The following is a 20,777-nucleotide window of genomic DNA, read 5'->3' on the forward strand; positions in this document are numbered from 1 at the left end:
CAGACGTCGCCGCAGGGGTGGGACGCGCGCGTACAGACCGCTGAGCATGCAGAGAAGGGCCTGGCTGACGCTCGGGGCGGTGGTCCTGGGCAGCGGCGGCGTGGTGACCTACGCCATGGCCGGGCAGCCCGCCGGTCAGGAGGCCCGGCCCAAGCGGCCGGTGAAGGTCTACGACCTCACGCTGACAGGGACGTCGACCGGCCGCCGGGAGCTGCCGCGCACGGACACCGAGCAGTTCTCGCTGCTCGGCGTCACCTGGACCGGCGGCGCCAGGCGGCTCGCCGGCACCGCGCAGGTGCGGACCCGTAGCGTCGCGACCGGCGAGTGGAGCGCCTGGCACGACCTGGAGCTGGACGTCGACCCGCTGGACAAGCCGGGCCCGAAGGTGCGCGGCACGTCCGAGCCGGTCTGGGTCGGCCCATCCGACGGCGTCCAGGTGCAGGTCGCCCACCGGGACGGCACCACCGCCGCACTGCCCAAGGGGCTGGAGGTCAACCTGGTCGACCCGGGCGTGACCGCCGCCGAGACGCGGACCGGCGCCGAGCCCGCCGGGTTCGTCCTGGACCCGAGCCCCGGTGCGACGGACTCCGGGTCCGCCGAGCCCACCGACCCGCCCGGCGAGCCCACCGACACGGCCTCGGCGTCGCCGGCCGACACGGTCACCGCCGAGCCCATCGACACCCTCTCCGCCTCGCCGGCGGACACCACGCCCGCGGCCACCGAGACGGCCTCGACGAGCCCCGCCTCCCCGACGACGAGCCCGACGCCGACCGCCGCGCCGAGGCCGACCGCGCCGCCGTCCACCGCGCCCGAGCCGCCGATCCGCTCGCGCGCCGACTGGGGCGCCGACGAGTCGATCAGCCCCGAGGCGCCGGAGTACGACAACGACGTCAAGGCGGTCTTCGTCCACCACACGGACGGCGCCAACGACTACACCTGCGATCAGACGCCGTCGATCATCCGGAGCATCTACGCGTACCACGTGCAGGTCAGCGGCTGGAAGGATCTCGGCTACAACTTCCTCGTCGACAAGTGCGGAACCCTCTACGAGGGCCGCAAGGGCGGCGTCGACCTGCCGGTGTTCGGCGCCCACACCTACGGCTGGAACCGCGAGTCCGCGGCCGTCGCCGTGATCGGCGACCACACCCGGACGACCGCGAGCAGCGCCGCGCTCACCTCCATCGCCCGTCTCGCGGCCTGGAAGCTCGGCCAGTACGGCGCGGACCCGGCGGGGACCGTCCAGCTCACCGCGGGCGCCACCCAGAAGAACCTCTTCGGCAAGAGCTTCACCGCAGGCAGCCTCTACACCTTCGACCGGATCTCCGGCCACCGCGACGGCTTCAACACGGAATGCCCCGGTGGGCTCCTCTACGACCAGCTGCCGACCGTGCGCACCCTGGCGGCCGGCCCGGTGCAGGGCCTGAAGGTCACCTCGGTGGCCGGCGGCGCGAGCCTGTCGGGCTCGGCCTACTACACCCGGGGCGCCGTCACCGTGAACTGGACGGCGACCACCCCGGGTTCGCTGATCTCGAGGTTCGAGCTGCTGGCCGACGGCAAGGTCGCCGCGACCGCGTCCGGCGCCGCCACCTCGGCGAGCGCCACCCTGGCCGCGGGCAGCCACACCGTCGCCGTACGGGCGGTGCACCAGTCAGGCAGGACGGCGACGACCGCCGCGCTGGCCGTCGTGGCGGACACGACGCTCCCGGCCTTCACCACCGCCCCGAAGCTCTCCCTGCGCAGCGGCTCCGTCAGCACCACCGCCGTCCCGGTCACCCTCGGCTGGAAGGCCACCGACGACAAGGCGCTGCGTTCCGTGCAGCTGCTGTCGCCGACCGCCGCGACCTTCGGCCCGACGGTGACCACCTCCAGCCGTACGGCCAAGCCCGGAGCCGCGACCACCTGGTCGATGCGGGCCACCGACTACGCGGGCAACGCGCGCACGGTCTCGTCCTCCTTCACCCCGGTGATCCTGCAGGAGACCTCCGCCGTCAGGTCCGGCAGCTGGACCGCCCGCTCCTCCACGAGCTACCTCGGCGGCAAGTCCTACTCCAGCGGGTCCAAGGGCGCGAGCGTGACCTGGACCTTCACGGGCCGTTCCGCCTCCTGGGTGGTCTCCCGCGCCACCACCTCCGGTCAGGCGTACGTCTACGTCGACGGCACGAAGGCCGCGACCGTCGACCTGAAGTCCGCCGGCACGCTGTACCGGCAGGCGATCTGGACCAAGACCTGGACCGGCAGCGCCAAGCACACGATCAAGATCGTCGTCGTCGGCACCAGCGGACGCCCCACGATCACCACGGACGGACTGGTCTACCTCGAGTAGCCCGCGAACCCGGCTCCGCGAGATCGGCGGCGGCCTTCACGATCCACCACGATCGCGAAGGCCGTCGTCTTCGCGATCCCCCCACACGCCGGGCCCTCGCACGGGGATTGCCGTCCCGGCGGGGGCCGATGCGTCTTGCACGGCACCGGCCCGCACCGCACACCCCACCGGTCGGCCAACTCCTCGACGAGCAGCAGACCGTAGCCGGACTCCGCGGGAGCGTCGCCGCCCGCCCGCGCCGGGGCGGGCAGACGATCTCCCCCGGTGTCCGCGACCTCGCCGCGCAGGGGTTCCGGGCCGGACGACAAAGAGCGTGAGGCGGTCAGCGGATGAACACCTCTGCTTCGGTCCAGCCCTCGCTCATGAAGAACGCCCCGCTGTCTCCGACGGAGACAGCGGGGCGCACAGGGTGCCGTCGAGGGCGAGGCGCCCTCGGGGCGGACCGCGAAGAGGCCGCTACGTCGCCCGTCGCCGCCGGGCCCCCGGACGCCGCTCGCTGGGCCGGCTGACCGGGTCCCCGGCCTCCTGGGCCGCGGCCCGCCGACGCAGTCCGAAGTCGGCCAGCGCCTCGGCCAGCTTGAGCACGGACGGCTCGGGCGCCATGACGTCGACCCGCAGCCCGTGCTCCTCGGCCGTCTTGGCCGTGGCGGGACCGATGCAGGCGATGACCGTCACGTTGTGCGGCTTACCGGCGATGCCCACCAGGTTCCGCACGGTGGACGACGACGTGAAGAGCACGGCGTCGAAACCGCCGCCCTTGATGGCCTCCCGCGTCTCCGCCGGCGGCGGCGAGGCCCGCACGGTCCGGTAGGCCGTGACGTCGTCGACCTCCCAGCCCAGCTCGATGAGCCCGGCGACCAGGGTCTCGGTGGCGATGTCGGCGCGCGGCAGGAACACCCGGTCGATCGGGTCGAAGACCGGGTCGTAGGGCGGCCAGTCCTCGAGGAGCCCGGCGGCCGACTGCTCACCGCTCGGTACGAGGTCGGGCTTCACACCGAAGGCGACCAGCGCCTTCGCCGTCTGATCGCCCACCGCCGCGACCTTGATGCCCGCGAAGGCACGCGCGTCGAGCCCGTACTCCTCGAACTTCTCGCGCACCGCCTTGACGGCGTTCACCGAGGTGAAGGCGATCCACTCGTAGCGGCCCGTCACCAGGCCCTTGACCGCGCGCTCCATCTGCTGAGGGGTGCGCGGCGGCTCGACGGCGATCGTCGGCACCTCGTGCGGCACGGCCCCGTACGACCGCAGCTGGTCGGAGAGCGACACCGCCTGCTCCTTCGTACGCGGCACGAGCACCTTCCAGCCGAACAGCGGCTTGGACTCGAACCACGACAGCTGGTCGCGCTGGGCGGGGGCGGAACGCTCACCGACCACGACTATCACCGGCCGGCCGCCCTCGGGCGAGGGCAGCACCTTCGCCTGCTTCAGCGTCTGCGCGATCGTGCCCAGGGTCGCCGACCACGTCCGCTGCCGCGTCGTCGTACCGGCCACGGTGACCGTCATCGGCGTATCGGGCTTGCGCCCCGCCGACACCAGCTCGCCGGCGGCCGAGGCCACCGAGTCGAGGGTCGTCGACACGACGACCGTGCCGTCGGACGCCCCGACCTCGGTCCAGCAGCGGTCCGAAGCCGTGCGCGCGTCGACGAACCGGACGTCGGCGCCCTGCGCGTCCCGCAGCGGGACACCGGCGTACGCGGGCACGCCGACGGCGGCCGCGACACCGGGTACGACCTCGAAGGGAACACCGGCCGCCGCGCACGCGAGCATTTCCGCGGCCGCGTACGTATCAAGCCCGGGGTCCCCGGTCACCGCACGGACGACCCGCCTGCCGCCCCGCGCGGCCTCCATGACAAGATGTGCGGCATCGCGCACAGCGGGTACCTCAGGGGTTGTTGACGTGCCGTCAACGATCGTCGGGAGGGGCGCGCCCGTGCCCGGAAGAGGGTCCGACGAAGGACCCGCTTCCGCGTTCACGACGGCGACGCCCGGCCTCGCGTGCGTCCGTACGACGTCGAGCACCTCGTGCTCGGCGACGAGGACGTCCGCGTGCGCAAGCGCCTCCACGGCGCGCAGAGTCAGTAGTCCCGGATCCCCGGGTCCGGCACCCAGGAAGGTGACGTGCCCGTGTTCAGGACCAGCGGCTGGAAGGGTGGTGGGGCTCACAGTGCTCGCTCCCCCATCAGACCGGCCGCGCCCTGGGCGAGCATCTCGGCTGCGAGTTCGCGACCGAGCGCCATTGCCCCGTCGTGCGTCTCGGGCACGGGACCGGTGGTGGACAGCTGCACCATGCGCGTGCCGTCGGTCGTGCCGACGACTCCACGCAGGCGCATTTCGTTGACAATCTGCCCGTCGGCCAGAAGGTCGGCCAGCGCGCCCACAGGGGCGGAGCAGCCGGCCTCCAGGGCGGCGAGCAGGGACCGTTCGGCGGTGACGGCGACCCGTGTGAAGGGGTCGTCGAGCTCACCGAGCGCGGCGATCAGTGACGCGTTGTCCGCGGCACACTCGATCGCCAGTGCTCCCTGGCCGGGAGCGGGCAGAACCGTGTCTATCGACAGGAAGTCGGTGACCTCGTCGATGCGGCCGATGCGGCTGAGGCCGGCTGCCGCCAGCACCACCGCGTCCAGCTCGCCGTCGTGCACGTACCCGATCCGCGTGTCGACGTTCCCGCGGATCGGTACGGTCTCGATGTCCAGCCCGTGGCTGCGCGCGTACGCGTTCAGCTGCGCCATGCGGCGCGGCGCACCCGTACCGATGCGTGCCCCGCGCGGCAGGTCGGTGAACTTCAGCGCGTCCCGGGCGACGATCACGTCGCGGGGGTCCTCGCGCACCGGTACGGCGGCCAGGACCAGGTCCTCGGGCTGCGTGGTCGGCAGGTCCTTCAGCGAGTGAACCGCGAAGTCGACCTCGCCCTTGGCCAGCGCGTCGCGCAGCGCGGTCACGAAGACGCCCGTGCCGCCGATCTGCGCGAGGTGCTCGCGGGAGACATCACCGTAGGTGGTGATCTCGACGAGTTCCACGGGCCGTCCGGTCACCTGGCTCACGGCGTCCGCGACCTGCCCGGACTGGGCCATGGCGAGTCTGCTTCGCCTCGTCCCCAGTCTCAGTGCCTTACTCATGCCGCTCATGCCGGCCCTCGGTTCTCTGCGTTCATCTCGGTGCTTTCCTCGGCCCGGGACACGGCGGCCACCGCTTCCGGATCGAGGTCGAACAGGGTCCGCAGCGCGTCCGCGTACCCGGCGCCGCCGGGCTCGGCCGCGAGCTGCTTGACCCGTACGGTCGGCGCGTGCAGCAGCTTGTCGACGACCCGCTTCACGGTCTGGGTGATCTCGGCGCGGTGCTTGTCGTCCAGGCCGGGCAGCCGCCCGTCGAGCCGGGCGATCTCCGTGGCCACGACGTCGGCGGCCATGGTGCGCAGGGCGACCACGGTCGGCGTGATGTGCGCGGCCCGCTGCGCGGCGCCGAAGGCGGCGACCTCGTCGGCGACGATCCGCCGCACCTGGTCGACGTCGGCGGCCATCGGCGCGTCGGCCGAGGCCTCCGCCAGCGACTCGATGTCGACCAGCCGGACGCCGGCCAGTCGGTGCGCGGCCGCGTCGATGTCCCGCGGCATCGCCAGGTCGAGCAGGAAGAGCACCGGCTCCGGCCGGACGAGCGTGGCGACCGGCTCGGGCCTGCGGCGCTCGGGGATACGGCCGAGGGCGGCGGCGGTCGCGGCGAGCGCGATGATCAGTTCGGCGTCGGCCTCGGGGCCGGGACGGGCGGCGAGCCGGCGGTCCACGGTCGCGTTGTCGACCCAGGCGGCGTGCTGCTCAAGCGTGGCCGCGTCCATGCCGGCCACGGCGGCCTCCCCCAGCACGGAGAAGCCGGACTGCTGCACGGGGGCCTGCTGTACGGCGGCCAGGTCGAGGGGGCAGTTCTCGTCGGCGCCGACCGAGGTGGGCGGCAGCGGCCGTACGTCGGTCGCCGCGCTCTCCTCGTCGAAGGCGACGGGTGCCCCGGTGCGGCCCTCGACGGCCTCGGCGACCGCCTCCGCCGTCAGGACCAGGCCCGTCGCCCCGGTACAGGAGACGGCCACGTCGGCACGTGTCAGCTCGGCCGGCACCGACTCCATCGGTACCGCGCGGGCCGACACGTCCGTGTCCTCGGCCTCGGTCAGTATCTGTGCGAGCCGCTCGGCCCGGTCGGCGGTGCGGTTGGCGACGACGACCTCGGCGACCCCGGCGCGCGCGAGCGTGGCGGCCGCCAGCGAGGACATCGAACCGGCGCCGATGACCAGCGCCTTCTTGCCCCGCGCCCACGCGGCCACGTCCCCGCCCGCGGCCAGCTGCTCCAGGCCGAAGGTGACCAGGGACTGCCCGGCGCGGTCGATGCCGGTCTCGGAGTGGGCGCGCTTGCCGACCCGCAGGGCCTGCTGGAACAGGTCGTTCAGCAGCCGTCCGGCGGTGTGCAGCTCCTGCGCGCGGGCCAGGGCGTCCTTGATCTGCCCGAGGATCTGCCCCTCGCCGACGACCATGGAGTCCAGACCGCAGGCCACCGAGAAGAAGTGGTGGACGGCGCGGTCCTCGTAGTGCACGTACAGGTAGGGGGTGAGCTCCTCGAGCCCCACCCCGCTGTGCTGGGCGAGCAGCGTGGACAGCTCGGCGACACCGGCGTGGAACTTGTCCACGTCGGCGTAAAGCTCGATCCGGTTGCAGGTGGCGAGGACCGCGGCCTCGGCGGCCGGTTCCGCGGCGACGGTGTCCTGGAGCAGCTTGAACTGGGCGTCCGTGGACAGCGAGGCCCGCTCCAGCACGCTGACGGGGGCGCTGCGGTGGCTCAGCCCGACGACGAGGAGACTCATGCCGGCATCACGGCGGGTACGTCCCCGTCGGGTCCCTGGTCGGTGGAGTCGGCGCGGCCGACGGCGGCCGCTACGGCGCTCTCGTTCGCCGCGGCCTCCTCGCCGGCCTTGCGCTGCTCGTGGAAGGCGAGGATCTGGAGCTCGATGGAGAGGTCGACCTTGCGCACGTCGACGCCGTCCGGGACGGTCAGCACGGTCGGCGCGAAGTTCAGGATGGACGTGACGCCCGCGGCCACGAGCCGGTCGCAGACCTGCTGCGCGACGCCCGGCGGGGTGGTGATGACCCCGATGGAGACGCCGTTGTCGGAGATGATCTTCTCCAGGCCGTCGCTGTGCTGGACGGAGATCCCGGCGACCTGCTTCCCGGCCATCGCGGGGTCGGCGTCGATGAGCGCCGCGACCCGGAAACCACGCGAGGCGAAGCCGCCGTAGTTGGCCAGGGCCGCGCCGAGGTTACCGATCCCGACGATCACGACCGGCCAGTCCTGGGTGAGCCCGAGCTCGCGGGAGATCTGGTAGACGAGGTACTCGACGTCGTAGCCGACACCCCGCGTCCCGTAGGAACCGAGGTAGGAGAAGTCCTTGCGCAGCTTGGCGGAGTTGACGCCCGCCGCGGCCGCGAGCTCCTCGGAGGAGACCGTGGGCACCGAGCGCTCCGACAGTGCGGTCAGCGCGCGGAGGTACAGCGGAAGTCGGGCGACGGTGGCCTCGGGAATCCCTCGGCTACGGGTCGCCGGTCGGTGAGTTCGGCCAGTTGCCACGGTGCTCCTGCGGGTAGAGCGGGGCTGTAGGCGGTCACACGTACCCAGACCGCCCCGTCGACAGCAGGCTATGTCTTTGTGAACGCGTGCACAAAGATGGTGTCCGATTTGCCCGGCCAACGTGACCGGGGTCACGCGCAACATTCCAGGGGGCAAAACCGCCACTCTCCTCGTGAATCCCGCCCCCGAGACAAAACCGCCATCGATCCTAAGCGACGTTCGGTACAGCCTTGTACTGCTCGGTCAGTTCCTCACCCGGACAGTTCTTTGCGCAGGCGACTCTCGTCCACCCGCCAGAAGGTGTGCTGCCTGCCGTCGACCAGCACGACCGGGATCTGCTCCCAGTACTGGTCGTACAGTTCCCGGTCGTCGGCGATGTCCTTCTGCTCCCAGGACACACCGAGTTCCCCGCAGACCTTCTCGATCACGCGCTCGGCGTCGTCGCACAGATGACAACCGGACTTACGAATGAGGGTGACCGACCGCTCGCCCGCGGCGGCCTTACGTCGAAAGAGGGGAGTCATACCGCCATTCTCGCGCTTCTTTAACGGCGCGGTCGCGGAGAGTTCACACCCTTCGAACCTCTCGGCTCCGGAACCACCGAACGGACTGGCTATGCTCACGCCATGGCCGCTCTAGGATGGCTCACTCCCCGTAGGCGCTCCGCCACGGCGCGGAGCGTGTTGGCAGGCGAGGCCTCGGCGGAGGCAGCCCGCAAGTCCACCCAGGAATCCCTGGACCCCCAGGAGACCCTGACGCCCCTGGACACCTCCGACCGCGAACCGCCGTTCCCGGTGCACGGCGACGCGATGGCCGCCGCCTTCTTCGACCTCGACAACACCGTGATGCAGGGCGCCGCGCTCTTCCACTTCGGCCGTGGCCTGTACAAACGCAAGTTCTTCGAGACCCGCGACCTGGCCCGCTTCGCCTGGCAGCAGGCGTGGTTCCGGCTGGCCGGCGTCGAGGACCCCGAGCACATGCAGGAGGCCCGCGACTCGGCGCTCTCCATCGTGCAGGGTCACCGGGTCTCCGAGCTGATGTCGATCGGCGAGGAGATCTACGACGAGTACATGGCCGAGCGCATCTGGCCGGGCACCCGGGCCCTCGCCCAGGCGCACCTGGACGCGGGCCAGAAGGTGTGGCTGGTCACGGCGGCCCCGGTGGAGATCGCCCAGGTGATCGCCCGCCGCCTCGGCCTGACCGGCGCGCTGGGCACGGTCGCGGAGTCCGTCGACGGCGTCTACACGGGCAGGCTGGTGGGCGAGCCGCTGCACGGCCCCGCGAAGGCGGAGGCGGTACGCGCGCTGGCGGCGGCGGAGAACCTGGACCTCTCCCGCTGCGCCGCCTACAGCGACTCCCACAACGACATCCCGATGCTCTCCCTCGTCGGCCACCCCTACGCCATCAACCCCGACGCCAAGCTCCGCAAGCACGCGCACAAGCTCGACTGGCGGCTGCGCGACTACCGCACGGGCCGCAAGGCGGCGAAGGTCGGCATCCCGGCCGCGGCCGGCGTGGGCGCGGTGGCGGGCGGCACGGCGGCGGCGATCGCGCTGCACCGCCGCCGGCGCTGACGACGGCACCGACGACTGCACCGACGACTGCACCGACGACTGCACCGACGACCACGACGGCGCGGGCAACCCGACCGAGCGGCCGAGGCGTAACAGCCCGGCCGCTCTTTGGCGTTACCGGACAACACCCCACACCGGGCACCGAACCCGACCAATCCGACGGTCGTACCCCCGTAACCCCCCGTCCAGTCCTGTTGTCCGCGCACAGCCACAACACGCCCTGGACCGAGCCGAAACTCGAACCATTTCGATCAACAATCGCTCACCCTGTGAAACTTGATCGAGCGTCAATAGGCCACAGAAGCGACGTAATCGATGATTTGAGCAACTCGGTGTAGCAGTGCCTGCACGAAGCGTTATTCTCCTCAGACGCAATCCGGTACCCCTTCCGTCGCTACGACGGGTGAATGGTTCCGTACTGCACGTGATGCAAGCTCTGCCTCTGGGAGTCCCGTGTACCCACACGTCGGGGTTGACACCTCGGGCCTGGCTACGCTGCGCGCAACGGTCGCTACGGTCCATGACCTCTTGCGCGGCGTCGTCCCCACCGCGTACGCCGTCCCCGCCTTCGCCACCACCGCTCCGCTCGGCCCGTGCTACGCACTGGCCGACGGCAGCGCCGCGGTGGGCAGACGAGGACGCTCGGCCGGCGCGGCCACCGCCCGTCGGCCGGCCGCCGACAGTGACAGCGCCCGCATGATGGACCTCGTCGAACGCGCCCAGGCCGGTGAGGCCGACGCTTTCGGGCGCCTGTACGACCAGTACAGCGACACGGTCTACCGCTACATCTACTACCGGGTGGGCGGCAAGGCCACCGCCGAGGACCTCACCAGCGAGACGTTCCTGCGCGCCCTGCGCCGCATCGGGACGTTCACCTGGCAGGGCCGCGACTTCGGCGCCTGGCTCGTCACCATCGCCCGCAACCTCGTCGCCGACCACTTCAAATCGAGCCGCTTCCGGCTCGAGGTGACGACCGGCGAGATGCTCGACGCCAACGAGGTCGAGCGCTCACCCGAGGACTCCGTCCTGGAGTCCCTCTCCAACGCCGCGCTCCTGGACGCCGTACGCCGGCTCAACCCGCAGCAGCAGGAGTGCGTGACGCTCCGGTTCCTCCAGGGGCTCTCCGTCGCCGAGACCGCGCGCGTGATGGGCAAGAACGAGGGTGCCATCAAGACGCTCCAGTACCGGGCCGTCCGCACCCTGGCCCGTCTGCTGCCGGAAGACGCCCGCTGAACCCGTCCCCCGCCCACCACCGACGCCACACACTCCGTGACACCAACTCACCTTCAGTGAAAGTCCGTTGTCTTCCCGATCCGATCATCCGCAGTCCGTAACCCAAGTGCCGCGCCAGTCGTTGTGCGGGATACAGGCTCCCTGTGGTCACGTCCTGGCCGACCCCGATCACTCGATCGTGTGGATCCGGTCCAGGGCGTGGAACCGTCAGGACCCCAGGGGAGTCGACCGTGATGACGAGAGGAGGTGCCGCCAGTGATCGCGAACGTATCGGCGCACCGGCGGGCGAACGCCTTCGCCCAGGCCTGGGAGGAACAGTCCGACTGTTCCTCCCAGGACACGGCGGCCGAGCAGACCGAAGGATCACCGCCGGCGCCGGCCGCTGCGGACCAGACCGGGCAGGGCCATCTTCTGGCCCTCGCCACGAGTCTCGCCGAGCTGCCCAAACCGGAGTTCGATCCCGAGGTCAAGGTCGTCCAGCGGGCCCAGTTGGTCGCCGCTATGGAGGCCATGCTGCAAGCGGGCACCGCGGGAGGCGAAGCGGCGGACACTTCGGTACGGGAGCAACGCTCCCAGCGGGCCAGGGGCACGCACCGGGCCAGTCCCCTGGGCAAGTTCCGACCGCGTTCCCGCCTTGCCAAGGGCCTCACCGCGGGCGGCCTCAGCGTCGGCGTCGCGGCGGGCGCCTTCGGCGGCGTCGCCGCGGCGAGCTCCGACGCCCTCCCGGGCGACGGGCTCTACGGGCTGAAGCGCGGGATCGAGGACTTCAAGCTCAACTATCTGTCCGACGGCGACGACGAGCGCGGTCGGACCTATCTCGACCAGGCCTCCACCCGGCTCAGCGAGGCCCGTCGGCTCATGGAGCGAGGCCGCAGCGGCGACCTCGACCACGAGTCCCTCGGCGAGATCCGACGCGCCCTGAACGGCATGCAGCACGACGCGTCGGAAGGCCACCGGCTCCTCCACGAGGCGTACGAACGCGACCCGAACTCCCTGGGCCCCATCCAGGCCCTCGACGCGTTCTCCCGCTCGCACCGCGAGGTCTGGGGCGCCCTGCGCGACCGCCTGCCGGTCCAGCTCGGCGACGTCAGTCAGCAGGTCTCGTCGGTCTTCGAGGCCATAGACGAAGAGGTCGCCCCGCTGCAGTCCCTCCTCCCGCGGCCCCCCGCCCCGGGCGGCGGCGGCACCCGCGAGGGCTCCGGTTCGGCGTCCACCGGTACCTCGGACACCGGGCGCCATGGGACCACCCCCGGCACCGGTACCGGCCGCGCCCCGACCGACGGGACCGGCGCCGACACCGGAAGCCCCAGCAAGTCGTCCACCTCCGGCACCACCGACGACGGCCTGCTCGGCGGCAACACCGGCGGCCTGCTGGACCCCCCGAAGGAAACCGGCGGCACCGCCCCGACCACCATCGTCCCCAGCACCCAACCGGACGTCACCCTCCCGCCCCTCCTCCCCGGCCTGCTCCCGGGCCTGGGCATCGACAGCGAGGACGCGGAGTAGAACAAACCCGTACGGCTGTGGGGGCGCCCCTCCCAAAAAGAGGAGCGCCCCCACAGCCGTTTCCCCCTACACCACCGACCCCGCACCAGTACACGGGCTTCGCCCGGCTGCACCGGACCCCGTCCGGTGCAGCACACCAAACCCCAACCGGCCGGTACCCATCTACACCGATCACCCGGCCACCGGGCGACGGGCCACCGGGCCACCGGGCCACCGGGCCAGGCACCCATCTACACCGCCGACCTCGCACCGCTACGCGGGCTTCGCCCGGCTGCGCCGGACTCCGTCCGACAGCACACCGAACCCCAGCCACCAGGTGCCCCGGCCACCCGGCCACCCGGTCAGAAGAACACCGACCGCCGCTGCACCAGCAACTTGTACAGCGTGTGCTGGATCTGCTCCCTCACCTGATCCGTCAGGTTGAACATCAGCATCGGGTCCTCCGCCGCCTCCGGCGGGTAGCCGTCCGTCGGAATCGGCTCGCCGAACTGGATCGTCCACTTCGTCGGCAGCGGAATCCCGCCCAGCGGTCCCAGCCACGGGAAGGTCGGCGTCAGCGGGAAGTACGGGAAGCCGAGCACCCGCGCCAGCGTCTTGGCGTTGCCGATCATCGGGTAGATCTCCTCGGCCCCGACGATCGAGCAGGGGATGATCGGAGCTCCCTGGCGCAGTGCCGTGGAGACGAAGCCGCCCCGGCCGAACCGCTGAAGCTTGTAGCGCTCGCTGAAGGGCTTCCCGATGCCCTTGAAGCCCTCCGGCATCACCCCGACCAGCTCGCCCTGGCCGAGCAGCCGTTCGGCGTCCTCCGCGCAGGCGAGGGTGTGCCCGAGCTTGCGGGCCAGCTCGTTGACGACCGGCAGCACGAAGACGAGGTCGGCGGCCAGGAGTCGCAGGTGCCGGCCCGCCGGGTGGTGGTCGTGGACGGCGACCTGCATCATCAGGCCGTCCAACGGCAACGTCCCCGAGTGGTTGGCGACGATGAGCGCGCCACCGTCCGCCGGGATGTTCTCGACGCCCTTCACCTCGACCCGGAAGTACTTCTCGTACAGCGGCCGCAGCAGGGACATCAGGACCTGGTCGGTCAGTTCCTCGTCGTAGCCGAAGTCGTCGACCTCGTAGTCGCCCGTGAGGCGCCGGCGCAGGAAGGACAGCCCGCCCGCGATCCGCCGCTCCAGGCTGCCCGCGTCCTTGTCCAGCCGTTCCTCACCCGTCACAGGAACATCATCCTGCCCAGCCGCCCTGGTGGGCAGGGGCTGGACCTCACCGACCTCGCCGCCCTCGCCGATCTCCCGGACCGGCGCGGGCTCGCCGTTCCGACGCCGGCTCACCGCGCCCCGGCGCCGGGGCGGCCGCGCTACGGCGCTCCCCCGGGACCGGTCGTCGTCGAACGGAAGGACCTTGGCATCCGCCATCGTTGATGCGCTCCTCAGTTGGCGCTCTGCGTCGGGAGGTGGACCGGGGCGTGGTCGCCGCCCGGCAGGGCCAGCGCGGCGACCCGGTCGACGGCCCCGGCAACGGCCTCGGGCGGCAGGAGTCCGGGTCCGTGACTGCGCGCGAAGTCCGCGAAGGTCTCCGCCGTGGTGTACCGCGGCATGAACCCCAGCGTCTCGCGCATCTGGACCGTGGACACGACCCGGCCGTGGGTGAGCAGCCGGATCTGCTCGGGCGAGAAGTCCGTCATGCCCAGCGTACGCACCAGAGACCCCGCCCAGGTGACGGCGGGCAGCAGCAGCGGCACGGTAGGCCGCCCGAGCCGCCGCGAACACTGCGACAGCAACAGCGCTCCGTCTCCGGCGATGTTGAAGGTGCCGCTGTTGAGGGTGCCCCGCCGCGGTTCGTGCGAGGCGATCCGCAGCACCTCGATCACGTCGTCCTCGTGGACGAACTGGAGCCGGGGGTCGTAGCCGAGCACGGTGGGCAGCACGGGCAGCGAGAAGTACGAGGCGAGCGGCGTCTCGGCGGTCGGCCCCAGGATGTTGGCGAACCGCAGCACGCACACGGCGACATCGGGACGCCGCCGGGCGAACCCGCGCACATACCCCTCGACCTCGACGGCGTCCTTGGCGAAGCCGCCGCTGGGCAACGACTTGGGCGGGGTCGTCTCGGTGAACACGGCGGGATCACGCGGCGCGGACCCGTAGACGTTGGTGGAGGACTTGACCACCAGCCGCTTCACGTTCGGCGATTTCTGACAGGCGCCGAGCAGCTGCATGGTCCCGATGACGTTGGTCTCCTTGACCGTGGTCCGGCTGCCCCTGCCCAGCGCGGTCGCTGTCACGTCCAGGTGGACGACGGTGTCGGCACCGGTCTCGGCGAGCACCCGCGCGATGGTGGGCTGCCGGATGTCGGCCTCGATGAAGTCGGCGCCGCCGAGATGGTGCTCGGGCCGCACCGCGTCCACGGCGACCACCCGGTCGACCTCCGGGTCACGCTGGATCCGTCGTACGAACCGGCCCCCCAGCTGACGGGCCACTCCGGTAACGAGCACGACCTTTCCCAAGATCAGCGCCTTCCTTCCGTCCTGGAACCGCCGGCTGCCCTGCCGTGTTCCCGCCTGTGGGCCAACTTAGCGGGTCGATGTTGCGCTGTGATGACCGCTCGGCGCACGAAGTGACGGGAACCCTTCGGTCATACGACCAGATCAGCCATGGTGCACGTCCAGGCATCCGCACGGCGTTCAGCCGACCGTACGGGCACCCGGATATGCGTGTGGCCCCCCACCGATAACACGGTGGGGGGCCACACCACGCCTACGCGGCTCGCGTCGCGCGAAGTAAGTGCTTGCGCCTACTTCTGCTCGCGCTTACTTCTTGTTGCGACGCTGAACGCGCGTGCGCTTGAGCAGCTTGCGGTGCTTCTTCTTGGCCATCCGCTTACGCCGCTTCTTGATAACAGAGCCCACGACTACCCTCGCTCACTTCTCATCACTCGGTGCTGGGCGCCATGGGCCCACACGACCTTCAAGGGGCTAGCCTACCCGCCCGAGCGCTGAGGTCGTAATCGAGGGGCGGGAGGGGCCCGAGACGGTCCTGAGGCCGGGCCCCACCCCGAGCCTGCCCTGCCGGACAGGCCCCGACCGTCAGGCGGTTTCCACCCCCACGTAGCTCTCGCGGAGGTACTCGTGCACCGCTTGCTCGGGGACGCGGAAGGACCGCCCCACCCGGATCGCGGGCAGATGACCGCTGTGCACCAGTCGGTACACGGTCATCTTCGACACTCGCATCACCGAGGCGACTTCCGCCACGGTAAGGAACTGAACCTCGTTCAGAGGCCTCTCGCCGGCTGCACCCATGACACACCTGAACCTTCCGCACTCGACTCGACGGCCACCGGCTTCCCCTTCCGGTGACTCTTCGTCGTTGCGTGCTCACTCCCCAATGTAGGGGCGGGTGATGCGAGTGGGGAAGAGGTGCACCCATCAGCGGCCTACTGTGACAGACACGCTCGATTGAGTACGTAGCGGGTCAGCGGCCTGTAGTAAGCGGACCGCACGGCGTCATCAAGTGGAACGACGACGGAGACGACTCCTTCGGCCTCCCCCACGAACAGCGCGGGGTCGTCGGTGTCCGCCAGCCCGATGGCCTCGAACCCCAGCTGACCTGCCCCGCAGACCCATCCGTGGTCCCCGATGACCAGCTCGGGCAGCGGCCCGCCGCCCTCGGCCGCCGCCGCCAGCGCGACCCGAACCGGGAGCGGCGAATGACTGTGCGCACCGGTCGCACAACCGGCGCGTTCGGCGCCCGCCTCCCGGACGACCGCGACTCCCCGTACGTAGTCGAGGTGGTGGGTGCGTAGACCGAACCGGGTCGTTATGTCGACACAGTGACCCTGCGCCGGGGTGAGGACATCACATCCCGCCGCCGACAAAGCGTCCGCAACGGTGGCGTAGAACCCCAGCAGCCGATGCGGATGCCCGGTGCCCAGCAGCACGGGCGCGCCACGCTGGGCGACCGAGGCTAGCCGTTCCGCGAAGGAATCCAGCGCGGCCAGCGTGCGCTCAGGATCGATCACATCATGCCCGGAAACGCAGCCGGGATCGGCCGAAACTCCACACTTGTCGGCCATCAGCGCGATCAGATCCCGCTGCCCCCAACTCCACTCGGGATCCAGCCCGATCAGCACCCGAGGATCACGAGCGGCGAAGAGCCGATAGCTCCGCAGACTCTCCTCCCGGGAGGTGGCCACCGCCCCGGCCAACCGCGAGGCGAGCAGATGCGCCCGAAGCGCCCCGGAACTCAACACAGAAGCGATGCTGACGGACCAGGCCCGGCCCCGAGGCAAAACCCCACCAACACCGCACAGTTGGCGTAAACCCAAGCCCCCCACAGCCCGTCCGGCACCCTCCAGCCCATCCGGCACCCTCCAGCCCTTCCGCCCGTCCGGCACCCTCCAGCCCGTCCGGCGATTGAGGACGAGGCCGTCCGGGCCGACACGGGGGTCACAGGGGCAGAGCCCCCTGAAGAGGAGGGGAACGGGTGAGGGCGGCGGGGGCGACCCCCCTACGGCAACAACCCCCGCAACGGAAACACCGCCCGCCGCGTGGCCAACACAGCCTGGTCCAAACGATCCGCGGGGTCGTACCCCGACTCCCACCCGGCCCACTCCACCGGCCACCGCCCATCAGTCATCCGCACCGGCCCCAACTGCCGAGTCCGAGCGAAAACCTCCTGCCGCCACCCCTCCGGAATCACCGTCTCCGGCGCCACCGGCACCCCCGCCGCCACTCCCACCAGATGCGTCCACGACCGCGGCACCACATCCACCACCGCGTACCCGCCCCCACCCAACGCGACCCACTTGCCCCCGGCGTACTCGTGCGCCAATTCATGACAGGCCACCTGCACAGCCCGCTGCGCGTCGAGAGACACCGCGAGATGCGCCAGCGGATCCTCGAAGTGCGTGTCGGCCCCATGCTGGGTCACCAGCACATCCGGCCGGAAATCGGCGATCAGCTCCGGCACCACCGAGTGGAACGCCCGCAACCACCCCGCGTCCCCGGTCCCGGCCGGCAGCGCGACGTTCACCGCCGACCCCTCCGCCCGCTCCCCACCGGTCTCCTCCGGCCACCCGGTCTGCGGGAACAAGGTACGAGGATGCTCGTGCAGGGAGATCGTCAGCACCCGCGGGTCGTCCCAGAAGGCCGCCTGCACCCCGTCCCCGTGATGCACGTCCACGTCCACATACGCGACCCGCTCGGCCCCCAGCTCCAGCAACCGGGCGATCGCCAACGCAGCGTCGTTGTAGATACAGAACCCCGACGCCCCGCCCGGCATCGCATGGTGCAAGCCACCCGCGAAGTTCACCGCGTGCAGCGCCTCTCCCCGCCAGACGGCCTCCGCGGCCCCCACCGACAGCCCGGCGATGAGAGCGGACACCTCGTGCATCCCCGCGAAGGCCGGATCGTCCATCGTCCCCAGCCCGTACGACTGGTCCGCCGACCCCGGCTCCACCGACGCCGCCTTGACGGCCTGGACGTAGTCCTCCCGGTGCACGAGCCGCAACGTCGACTCCCCGGCGGGCTTCGCCGCGACGACCTCCACCTCCCGGTCGAGCCCCAGGGCAGCGACCAGCCTCCGGGTCAGATCCAGCCGAACCGGATCCATCGGATGCTCGGGCCCGAAGTCATAGCCCGTTACTGCCTCGTCCCACATCAGCTGTGCGCGGCCGCTCATGCCCGCCACCGTATCGGTCCGGTTGAGCGGCGAACGACCGGGCGTACACCAACGTCACCAGCACCAACACCATCGGCACCACCATCGCGCCCCGGTAGGTCCAGGCGTCCCCCAACGCCCCCACCAACGGCGAACCGATCAGGAACCCGACGTAATTGAAGATGTTGAGACGGGCGATCGCCGCATCCGAAGCCCCCGGGAACAACCGCCCCGCCGCCGCGAACGTCTGCGGCACCAGCACACACAACCCCAACCCCACGAACGTGAAACCGAGCATCCCGACCCACGCCCCGGGCGCGACGGCCACCACCGCGAACCCCGCCGCCGCCACCAGCGCCCCCAGCCGCACCACGGCAGCGGCCCCGAACCGCCGCACCCCGAAGTCCCCGATGGCCCGCCCGAGCAGCGTGGTGACCATGTAGACGTTGTACGGAACGGTGGCCAGCTGCTCGCTGCTGCCCAGCACGTCCTGGAGATACTTCGCGCTCCAGTTGGAGACCGTCGAGTCCCCGATGTAGGCGAAGGTCATCACCAGACACAACGGCAGCAGCACCTTGAAGACGACCCCCGTACCGCCACCCGCCGACTCGGCGTCCGCCGACTCGGCGTCCGCCGCCTTGCCGCCCTCCGCCCTGCCATCCTCCGCGCCCCTGTCCACATACCAACGGCTCCCCACCAGGACGGCCGGCAACAGCACCGCCACCACCGGCAGATACGACACCCACAGCGCGAGATGCCAGTGCGCACCCACCCACGCCAGCGAGGCCCCCACGATCCCGCCCAGGCTGTACACGGCATGGAAGCTGAGCATGATGCTGCGCCCGTACGTCCGCTGAAGACTCACCCCGAGCATGTTCATCGAGGCGTCCAACGCCCCCACGGCGAGACCGAAGACAGCCAGGGCGACCCCCAGCTCGGCCACCCCCCGCCCCGCCCCGACCCCGAGCAGGGCCAGCAGCACCACCGGCTGGGACCAGCGCAGCACCCGGCTGGGCGGTATCCGCTTCACCAGCTGCTCGGTCGACACGCTGCCGACCCCGGCCAGGATGGGCACGGCTGCGAGGAAGACGGGCAGCAGCGCGTCCGAGACCTCGTACCTGTTCTGGATGGCCGGGATCCGGGTCACCAGCAGGGCGAAGGCCGCGCCCTGCGCGAAAAAGCTGAACGCCAAAGAGGCCCTACCGCGCCGCAGCACTTCTGTCATGGCGGCGAGCGTAGGGCCCCTGCGTACTCGTGGGTAGATCCAGCCAAAGATGAATTCTCCTCAGCTTTACCGGCATCACCGGGCGAGGACCACCTCGGGCACCTCGACCTCGGCCTGGACGGCCTTCCCGGCCCTCGTCTCGGAGGCGACCATCGCCGCCATCGGCCCGGCACCGAGCGCCCCGCCGACCAGGAAACCGATGCCCATCGCCACGACCATGACCACGGTGCCGAGCCACACCATGGTGTCCACCGGAACCGTGTACGCCCCCACGACCCGCACGACACACTCGACGAGCAGCACCACGCCCCAGACGATCGAGAAGGCCCGCTCCCGCTTCTGGAAGTCCGCCGACGCGACCGACGCGCCGCTCTCCAGCCGCGCCCACGCCGCCTCCCTGACCGCGTCACCCTTGACCAGGAACGGCTTGACCGCGGCGGTCATCATCGGCCTCCCCAGCACCACGGAGACCAGGATCCCGATGCCGATCGTGCTGCTGACCCCGCTGTCCTTGGCCAGCATCAGCCGCGGGTCACCGGAGACCAGGCTGAGTGCCAGTCCGACGATGTTGACGACGAGGATGAGCCCCGCGAGCCCGTTGACCGTCCGCCTGCTCACCGCGCTCCACATGGTCCGCCCGGCCGGGATCAGACTGCTCCAGGCGAGAGCGGCGAAGGTGCTCATCCCGAACGCGCCCTTGAAGAGGTAGTACGACCCGAGCGGCACCGCCACATCCACGATGAGCGGGGCGAAGGCGTTCTGCTTCTTGTGCTGGTTCGTCGTCATGCCCATAGCTTCGCCGCCGGGAGGGGTCCCCCAGTAGAAACGATCGTCCGGAGCTACGCATGACAAATGTCAGCCCGACACCGGAACGTCCGTCAGATCAGCAGGTCAGGCAACTGCCCCATGTCGGAGAAGAGTTGAGTGGCGCCCGCGAGCTTCGCGGCCGGAGTCATCGCGGTGAACCCGTACACGTCCATCCCGGCCGCCACAGCCGCCCGCACCCCCAACGGACTGTCCTCGACGACGACACACCGCTCCGGCGCCACCCCCATCCGCCGGGCCGCGTGCAGGAAGAGATCCGGCGCCGGCTTCCCCTTCCCGACGTCCTGCGAACTGAAGATCCGCGCGTCCTCGAACCACCGGTCCAGCCCGGTCTTCCGATGCCCGACCCGGATCCGCTCATGACTCCCTGAAGACGCCACGCAGTACGGCACCCCGTCCGCGGCCAGCTTCGCGAGGACGTCCACGGCGCCGGCCACGGGCTCCAGCTCCTGGTCGAAAGCCGCGAACACCCGCCGGTGGAACGTGTCGTCGAACTCGGCCGGCAACAGCTGCCCGGTGCGCTCCTGGACCAGGTCGTGGATGCGATGCATCGCGGACCCCATGTAGTCACGGATGGAGTCCTCGTACGAGGTGGGGTGCCCGATCTCGGTCAGATAGGCGGCCAGCAGCCGATTGGAGATCGGCTCACTGTCCACGAGAACACCGTCGTTATCGAAAATCACCAGGTCGTAGCGCATGACTAGACCCTAAACGAGCCCAAACGCAGAAAACCCCCGCACCATGAGGTGCGGGGGTTTCCCGTAATATTTGTTCGGCGGTGTCCTACTCTCCCACAGGGTCCCCCCTGCAGTACCATCGGCGCTGTAAGGCTTAGCTTC

Annotated in this window: 19 protein-coding genes; 5 read left to right on the forward strand and 14 right to left on the reverse strand. The window is 70.8% G+C overall.

The genetic code is table 11. The features are described 5' to 3' along the window. The first annotated feature begins 46 nt into the window (after positions 1 to 46). The gene (locus tag ACIRPU_RS31955; protein ID WP_403873509.1) at positions 47 to 2,323 is read left to right on the forward strand and encodes an N-acetylmuramoyl-L-alanine amidase; all 2,277 of its coding nucleotides are present in this window, start codon (positions 47 to 49) and stop codon (positions 2,321 to 2,323) included. 128 nt (positions 2,324 to 2,451) lie between these two features. Continuing rightward, on the forward strand, positions 2,452 to 2,640 hold the full coding sequence (locus ACIRPU_RS31960; RefSeq protein ID WP_403873512.1) for a hypothetical protein: 189 nt from the start codon (positions 2,452 to 2,454) through the stop codon (positions 2,638 to 2,640). A 139-nt stretch (positions 2,641 to 2,779) separates the two neighbouring features. On the opposite strand, the gene ACIRPU_RS31965 is transcribed toward ACIRPU_RS31960, so the two are convergent. From ACIRPU_RS31965 to ACIRPU_RS31985, 5 genes are all read right to left on the reverse strand, one after another. Then, a complete protein-coding gene (locus tag ACIRPU_RS31965) occupies positions 2,780 to 4,486 on the reverse strand; it encodes a uroporphyrinogen-III synthase (protein ID WP_355704769.1) in 1,707 nt (568 codons plus the stop codon). Next, on the reverse strand, positions 4,483 to 5,439 hold the full coding sequence (gene hemC, locus ACIRPU_RS31970) for a hydroxymethylbilane synthase (RefSeq protein WP_384122801.1): 957 nt from the start codon (positions 5,437 to 5,439) through the stop codon (positions 4,483 to 4,485). The genes ACIRPU_RS31965 and hemC overlap by 4 nt, the downstream gene beginning before the upstream one ends. Positions 5,440 to 5,444: 5 nt before the next feature. Beyond that, a complete protein-coding gene (locus ACIRPU_RS31975) occupies positions 5,445 to 7,163 on the reverse strand; it encodes a glutamyl-tRNA reductase (protein ID WP_403873516.1) in 1,719 nt (572 codons plus the stop codon). Continuing rightward, positions 7,160 to 7,924, reverse strand: coding sequence for a redox-sensing transcriptional repressor Rex (locus ACIRPU_RS31980; RefSeq protein ID WP_403873519.1), 765 nt, complete (start codon positions 7,922 to 7,924; stop codon positions 7,160 to 7,162). The genes ACIRPU_RS31975 and ACIRPU_RS31980 overlap by 4 nt, the downstream gene beginning before the upstream one ends. 251 nt (positions 7,925 to 8,175) lie before the next feature. Beyond that, complete coding sequence (locus ACIRPU_RS31985) at positions 8,176 to 8,448, reverse strand: glutaredoxin family protein (protein WP_384122796.1); 273 nt, start codon at positions 8,446 to 8,448, stop codon at positions 8,176 to 8,178. Between the two features lie 102 nt (positions 8,449 to 8,550). On the opposite strand from ACIRPU_RS31985, the gene ACIRPU_RS31990 reads away from it, so the two are divergent. From ACIRPU_RS31990 to ACIRPU_RS32000, 3 genes are all read left to right on the forward strand, one after another. Continuing rightward, positions 8,551 to 9,498: an HAD family hydrolase gene (locus ACIRPU_RS31990; RefSeq protein ID WP_403873523.1), complete on the forward strand. Its 948-nt coding sequence runs from the start codon at positions 8,551 to 8,553 to the stop codon at positions 9,496 to 9,498. Between the two features lie 453 nt (positions 9,499 to 9,951). Beyond that, complete coding sequence (locus tag ACIRPU_RS31995; RefSeq protein ID WP_054238616.1) at positions 9,952 to 10,731, forward strand: ECF subfamily RNA polymerase sigma factor, BldN family; 780 nt, start codon at positions 9,952 to 9,954, stop codon at positions 10,729 to 10,731. Between the two features lie 255 nt (positions 10,732 to 10,986). Next, complete coding sequence (locus tag ACIRPU_RS32000; RefSeq protein WP_403873527.1) at positions 10,987 to 12,237, forward strand: DUF5667 domain-containing protein; 1,251 nt, start codon at positions 10,987 to 10,989, stop codon at positions 12,235 to 12,237. A 341-nt stretch (positions 12,238 to 12,578) separates the two neighbouring features. Here the strand turns inward: ACIRPU_RS32000 and ACIRPU_RS32005 are convergent, their stop codons facing one another. The 9 genes from ACIRPU_RS32005 to ACIRPU_RS32045 all read right to left on the reverse strand — a co-directional run bounded on the left by ACIRPU_RS32005 (position 12,579) and on the right by ACIRPU_RS32045 (position 20,636). After that, on the reverse strand, positions 12,579 to 13,649 hold the full coding sequence (locus ACIRPU_RS32005) for a lysophospholipid acyltransferase family protein (RefSeq protein WP_403873530.1): 1,071 nt from the start codon (positions 13,647 to 13,649) through the stop codon (positions 12,579 to 12,581). Between the two features lie 14 nt (positions 13,650 to 13,663). Continuing rightward, complete coding sequence (locus ACIRPU_RS32010) at positions 13,664 to 14,737, reverse strand: NAD-dependent epimerase/dehydratase family protein (protein ID WP_403873533.1); 1,074 nt, start codon at positions 14,735 to 14,737, stop codon at positions 13,664 to 13,666. 303 nt (positions 14,738 to 15,040) lie between these two features. After that, entirely contained in the window at positions 15,041 to 15,139 is a 99-nt protein-coding gene (locus ACIRPU_RS32015) for a 30S ribosomal protein bS22 (protein ID WP_003948845.1), read from the reverse strand. 177 nt (positions 15,140 to 15,316) lie between these two features. Then, positions 15,317 to 15,529, reverse strand: coding sequence for a helix-turn-helix domain-containing protein (locus ACIRPU_RS32020; RefSeq protein ID WP_015658719.1), 213 nt, complete (start codon positions 15,527 to 15,529; stop codon positions 15,317 to 15,319). A 134-nt stretch (positions 15,530 to 15,663) separates the two neighbouring features. Beyond that, positions 15,664 to 16,479 carry a phosphatase gene (locus tag ACIRPU_RS32025; RefSeq protein WP_384125468.1) on the reverse strand — a complete coding sequence of 272 codons (816 nt, stop codon included), beginning with the start codon at positions 16,477 to 16,479 and terminating at the stop codon, positions 15,664 to 15,666. 257 nt (positions 16,480 to 16,736) lie between these two features. Next, on the reverse strand, positions 16,737 to 17,909 hold the full coding sequence (locus ACIRPU_RS32030) for an acetoin utilization protein AcuC (protein ID WP_403873537.1): 1,173 nt from the start codon (positions 17,907 to 17,909) through the stop codon (positions 16,737 to 16,739). Next, positions 17,860 to 19,113 carry an MFS transporter gene (locus tag ACIRPU_RS32035; protein WP_403873540.1) on the reverse strand — a complete coding sequence of 418 codons (1,254 nt, stop codon included), beginning with the start codon at positions 19,111 to 19,113 and terminating at the stop codon, positions 17,860 to 17,862. Before ACIRPU_RS32035 ends, ACIRPU_RS32030 begins: the two co-directional genes overlap by 50 nt. A 75-nt stretch (positions 19,114 to 19,188) precedes the next feature. Further along, positions 19,189 to 19,899: a VC0807 family protein gene (locus ACIRPU_RS32040; protein WP_403873542.1), complete on the reverse strand. Its 711-nt coding sequence runs from the start codon at positions 19,897 to 19,899 to the stop codon at positions 19,189 to 19,191. 92 nt (positions 19,900 to 19,991) lie between these two features. Next, positions 19,992 to 20,636, reverse strand: coding sequence for an HAD family hydrolase (locus ACIRPU_RS32045; protein ID WP_403873545.1), 645 nt, complete (start codon positions 20,634 to 20,636; stop codon positions 19,992 to 19,994). Between the last annotated feature and the right edge of the window lie 141 nt (positions 20,637 to 20,777).

The organism is Streptomyces sp. NPDC102259 (assembly GCF_044766465.1).
In the GTDB taxonomy this organism is placed as follows: domain Bacteria; phylum Actinomycetota; class Actinomycetes; order Streptomycetales; family Streptomycetaceae; genus Streptomyces.

Coding starts and splice junctions, on each gene's coding strand:
- ACIRPU_RS31955 (WP_403873509.1), top strand. CDS start 47: ATGCAGAGAAGGGCCTGGCTGACGCTCGGGGCGGTGGTCCTGGGCAGC.
- ACIRPU_RS31960 (WP_403873512.1), top strand. CDS start 2,452: ATGCGTCTTGCACGGCACCGGCCCGCACCGCACACCCCACCGGTCGGC.
- hemC (WP_384122801.1), bottom strand. CDS start 5,439: ATGAGTAAGGCACTGAGACTGGGGACGAGGCGAAGCAGACTCGCCATG.
- ACIRPU_RS31975 (WP_403873516.1), bottom strand. CDS start 7,163: ATGAGTCTCCTCGTCGTCGGGCTGAGCCACCGCAGCGCCCCCGTCAGC.
- ACIRPU_RS31985 (WP_384122796.1), bottom strand. CDS start 8,448: ATGACTCCCCTCTTTCGACGTAAGGCCGCCGCGGGCGAGCGGTCGGTC.
- ACIRPU_RS31990 (WP_403873523.1), top strand. CDS start 8,551: ATGGCCGCTCTAGGATGGCTCACTCCCCGTAGGCGCTCCGCCACGGCG.
- ACIRPU_RS32005 (WP_403873530.1), bottom strand. CDS start 13,649: ATGGCGGATGCCAAGGTCCTTCCGTTCGACGACGACCGGTCCCGGGGG.
- ACIRPU_RS32020 (WP_015658719.1), bottom strand. CDS start 15,529: ATGGGTGCAGCCGGCGAGAGGCCTCTGAACGAGGTTCAGTTCCTTACC.
- ACIRPU_RS32030 (WP_403873537.1), bottom strand. CDS start 17,909: ATGAGCGGCCGCGCACAGCTGATGTGGGACGAGGCAGTAACGGGCTAT.
- ACIRPU_RS32035 (WP_403873540.1), bottom strand. CDS start 19,113: ATGACAGAAGTGCTGCGGCGCGGTAGGGCCTCTTTGGCGTTCAGCTTT.
- ACIRPU_RS32040 (WP_403873542.1), bottom strand. CDS start 19,899: ATGACGACGAACCAGCACAAGAAGCAGAACGCCTTCGCCCCGCTCATC.
- ACIRPU_RS32045 (WP_403873545.1), bottom strand. CDS start 20,636: ATGCGCTACGACCTGGTGATTTTCGATAACGACGGTGTTCTCGTGGAC.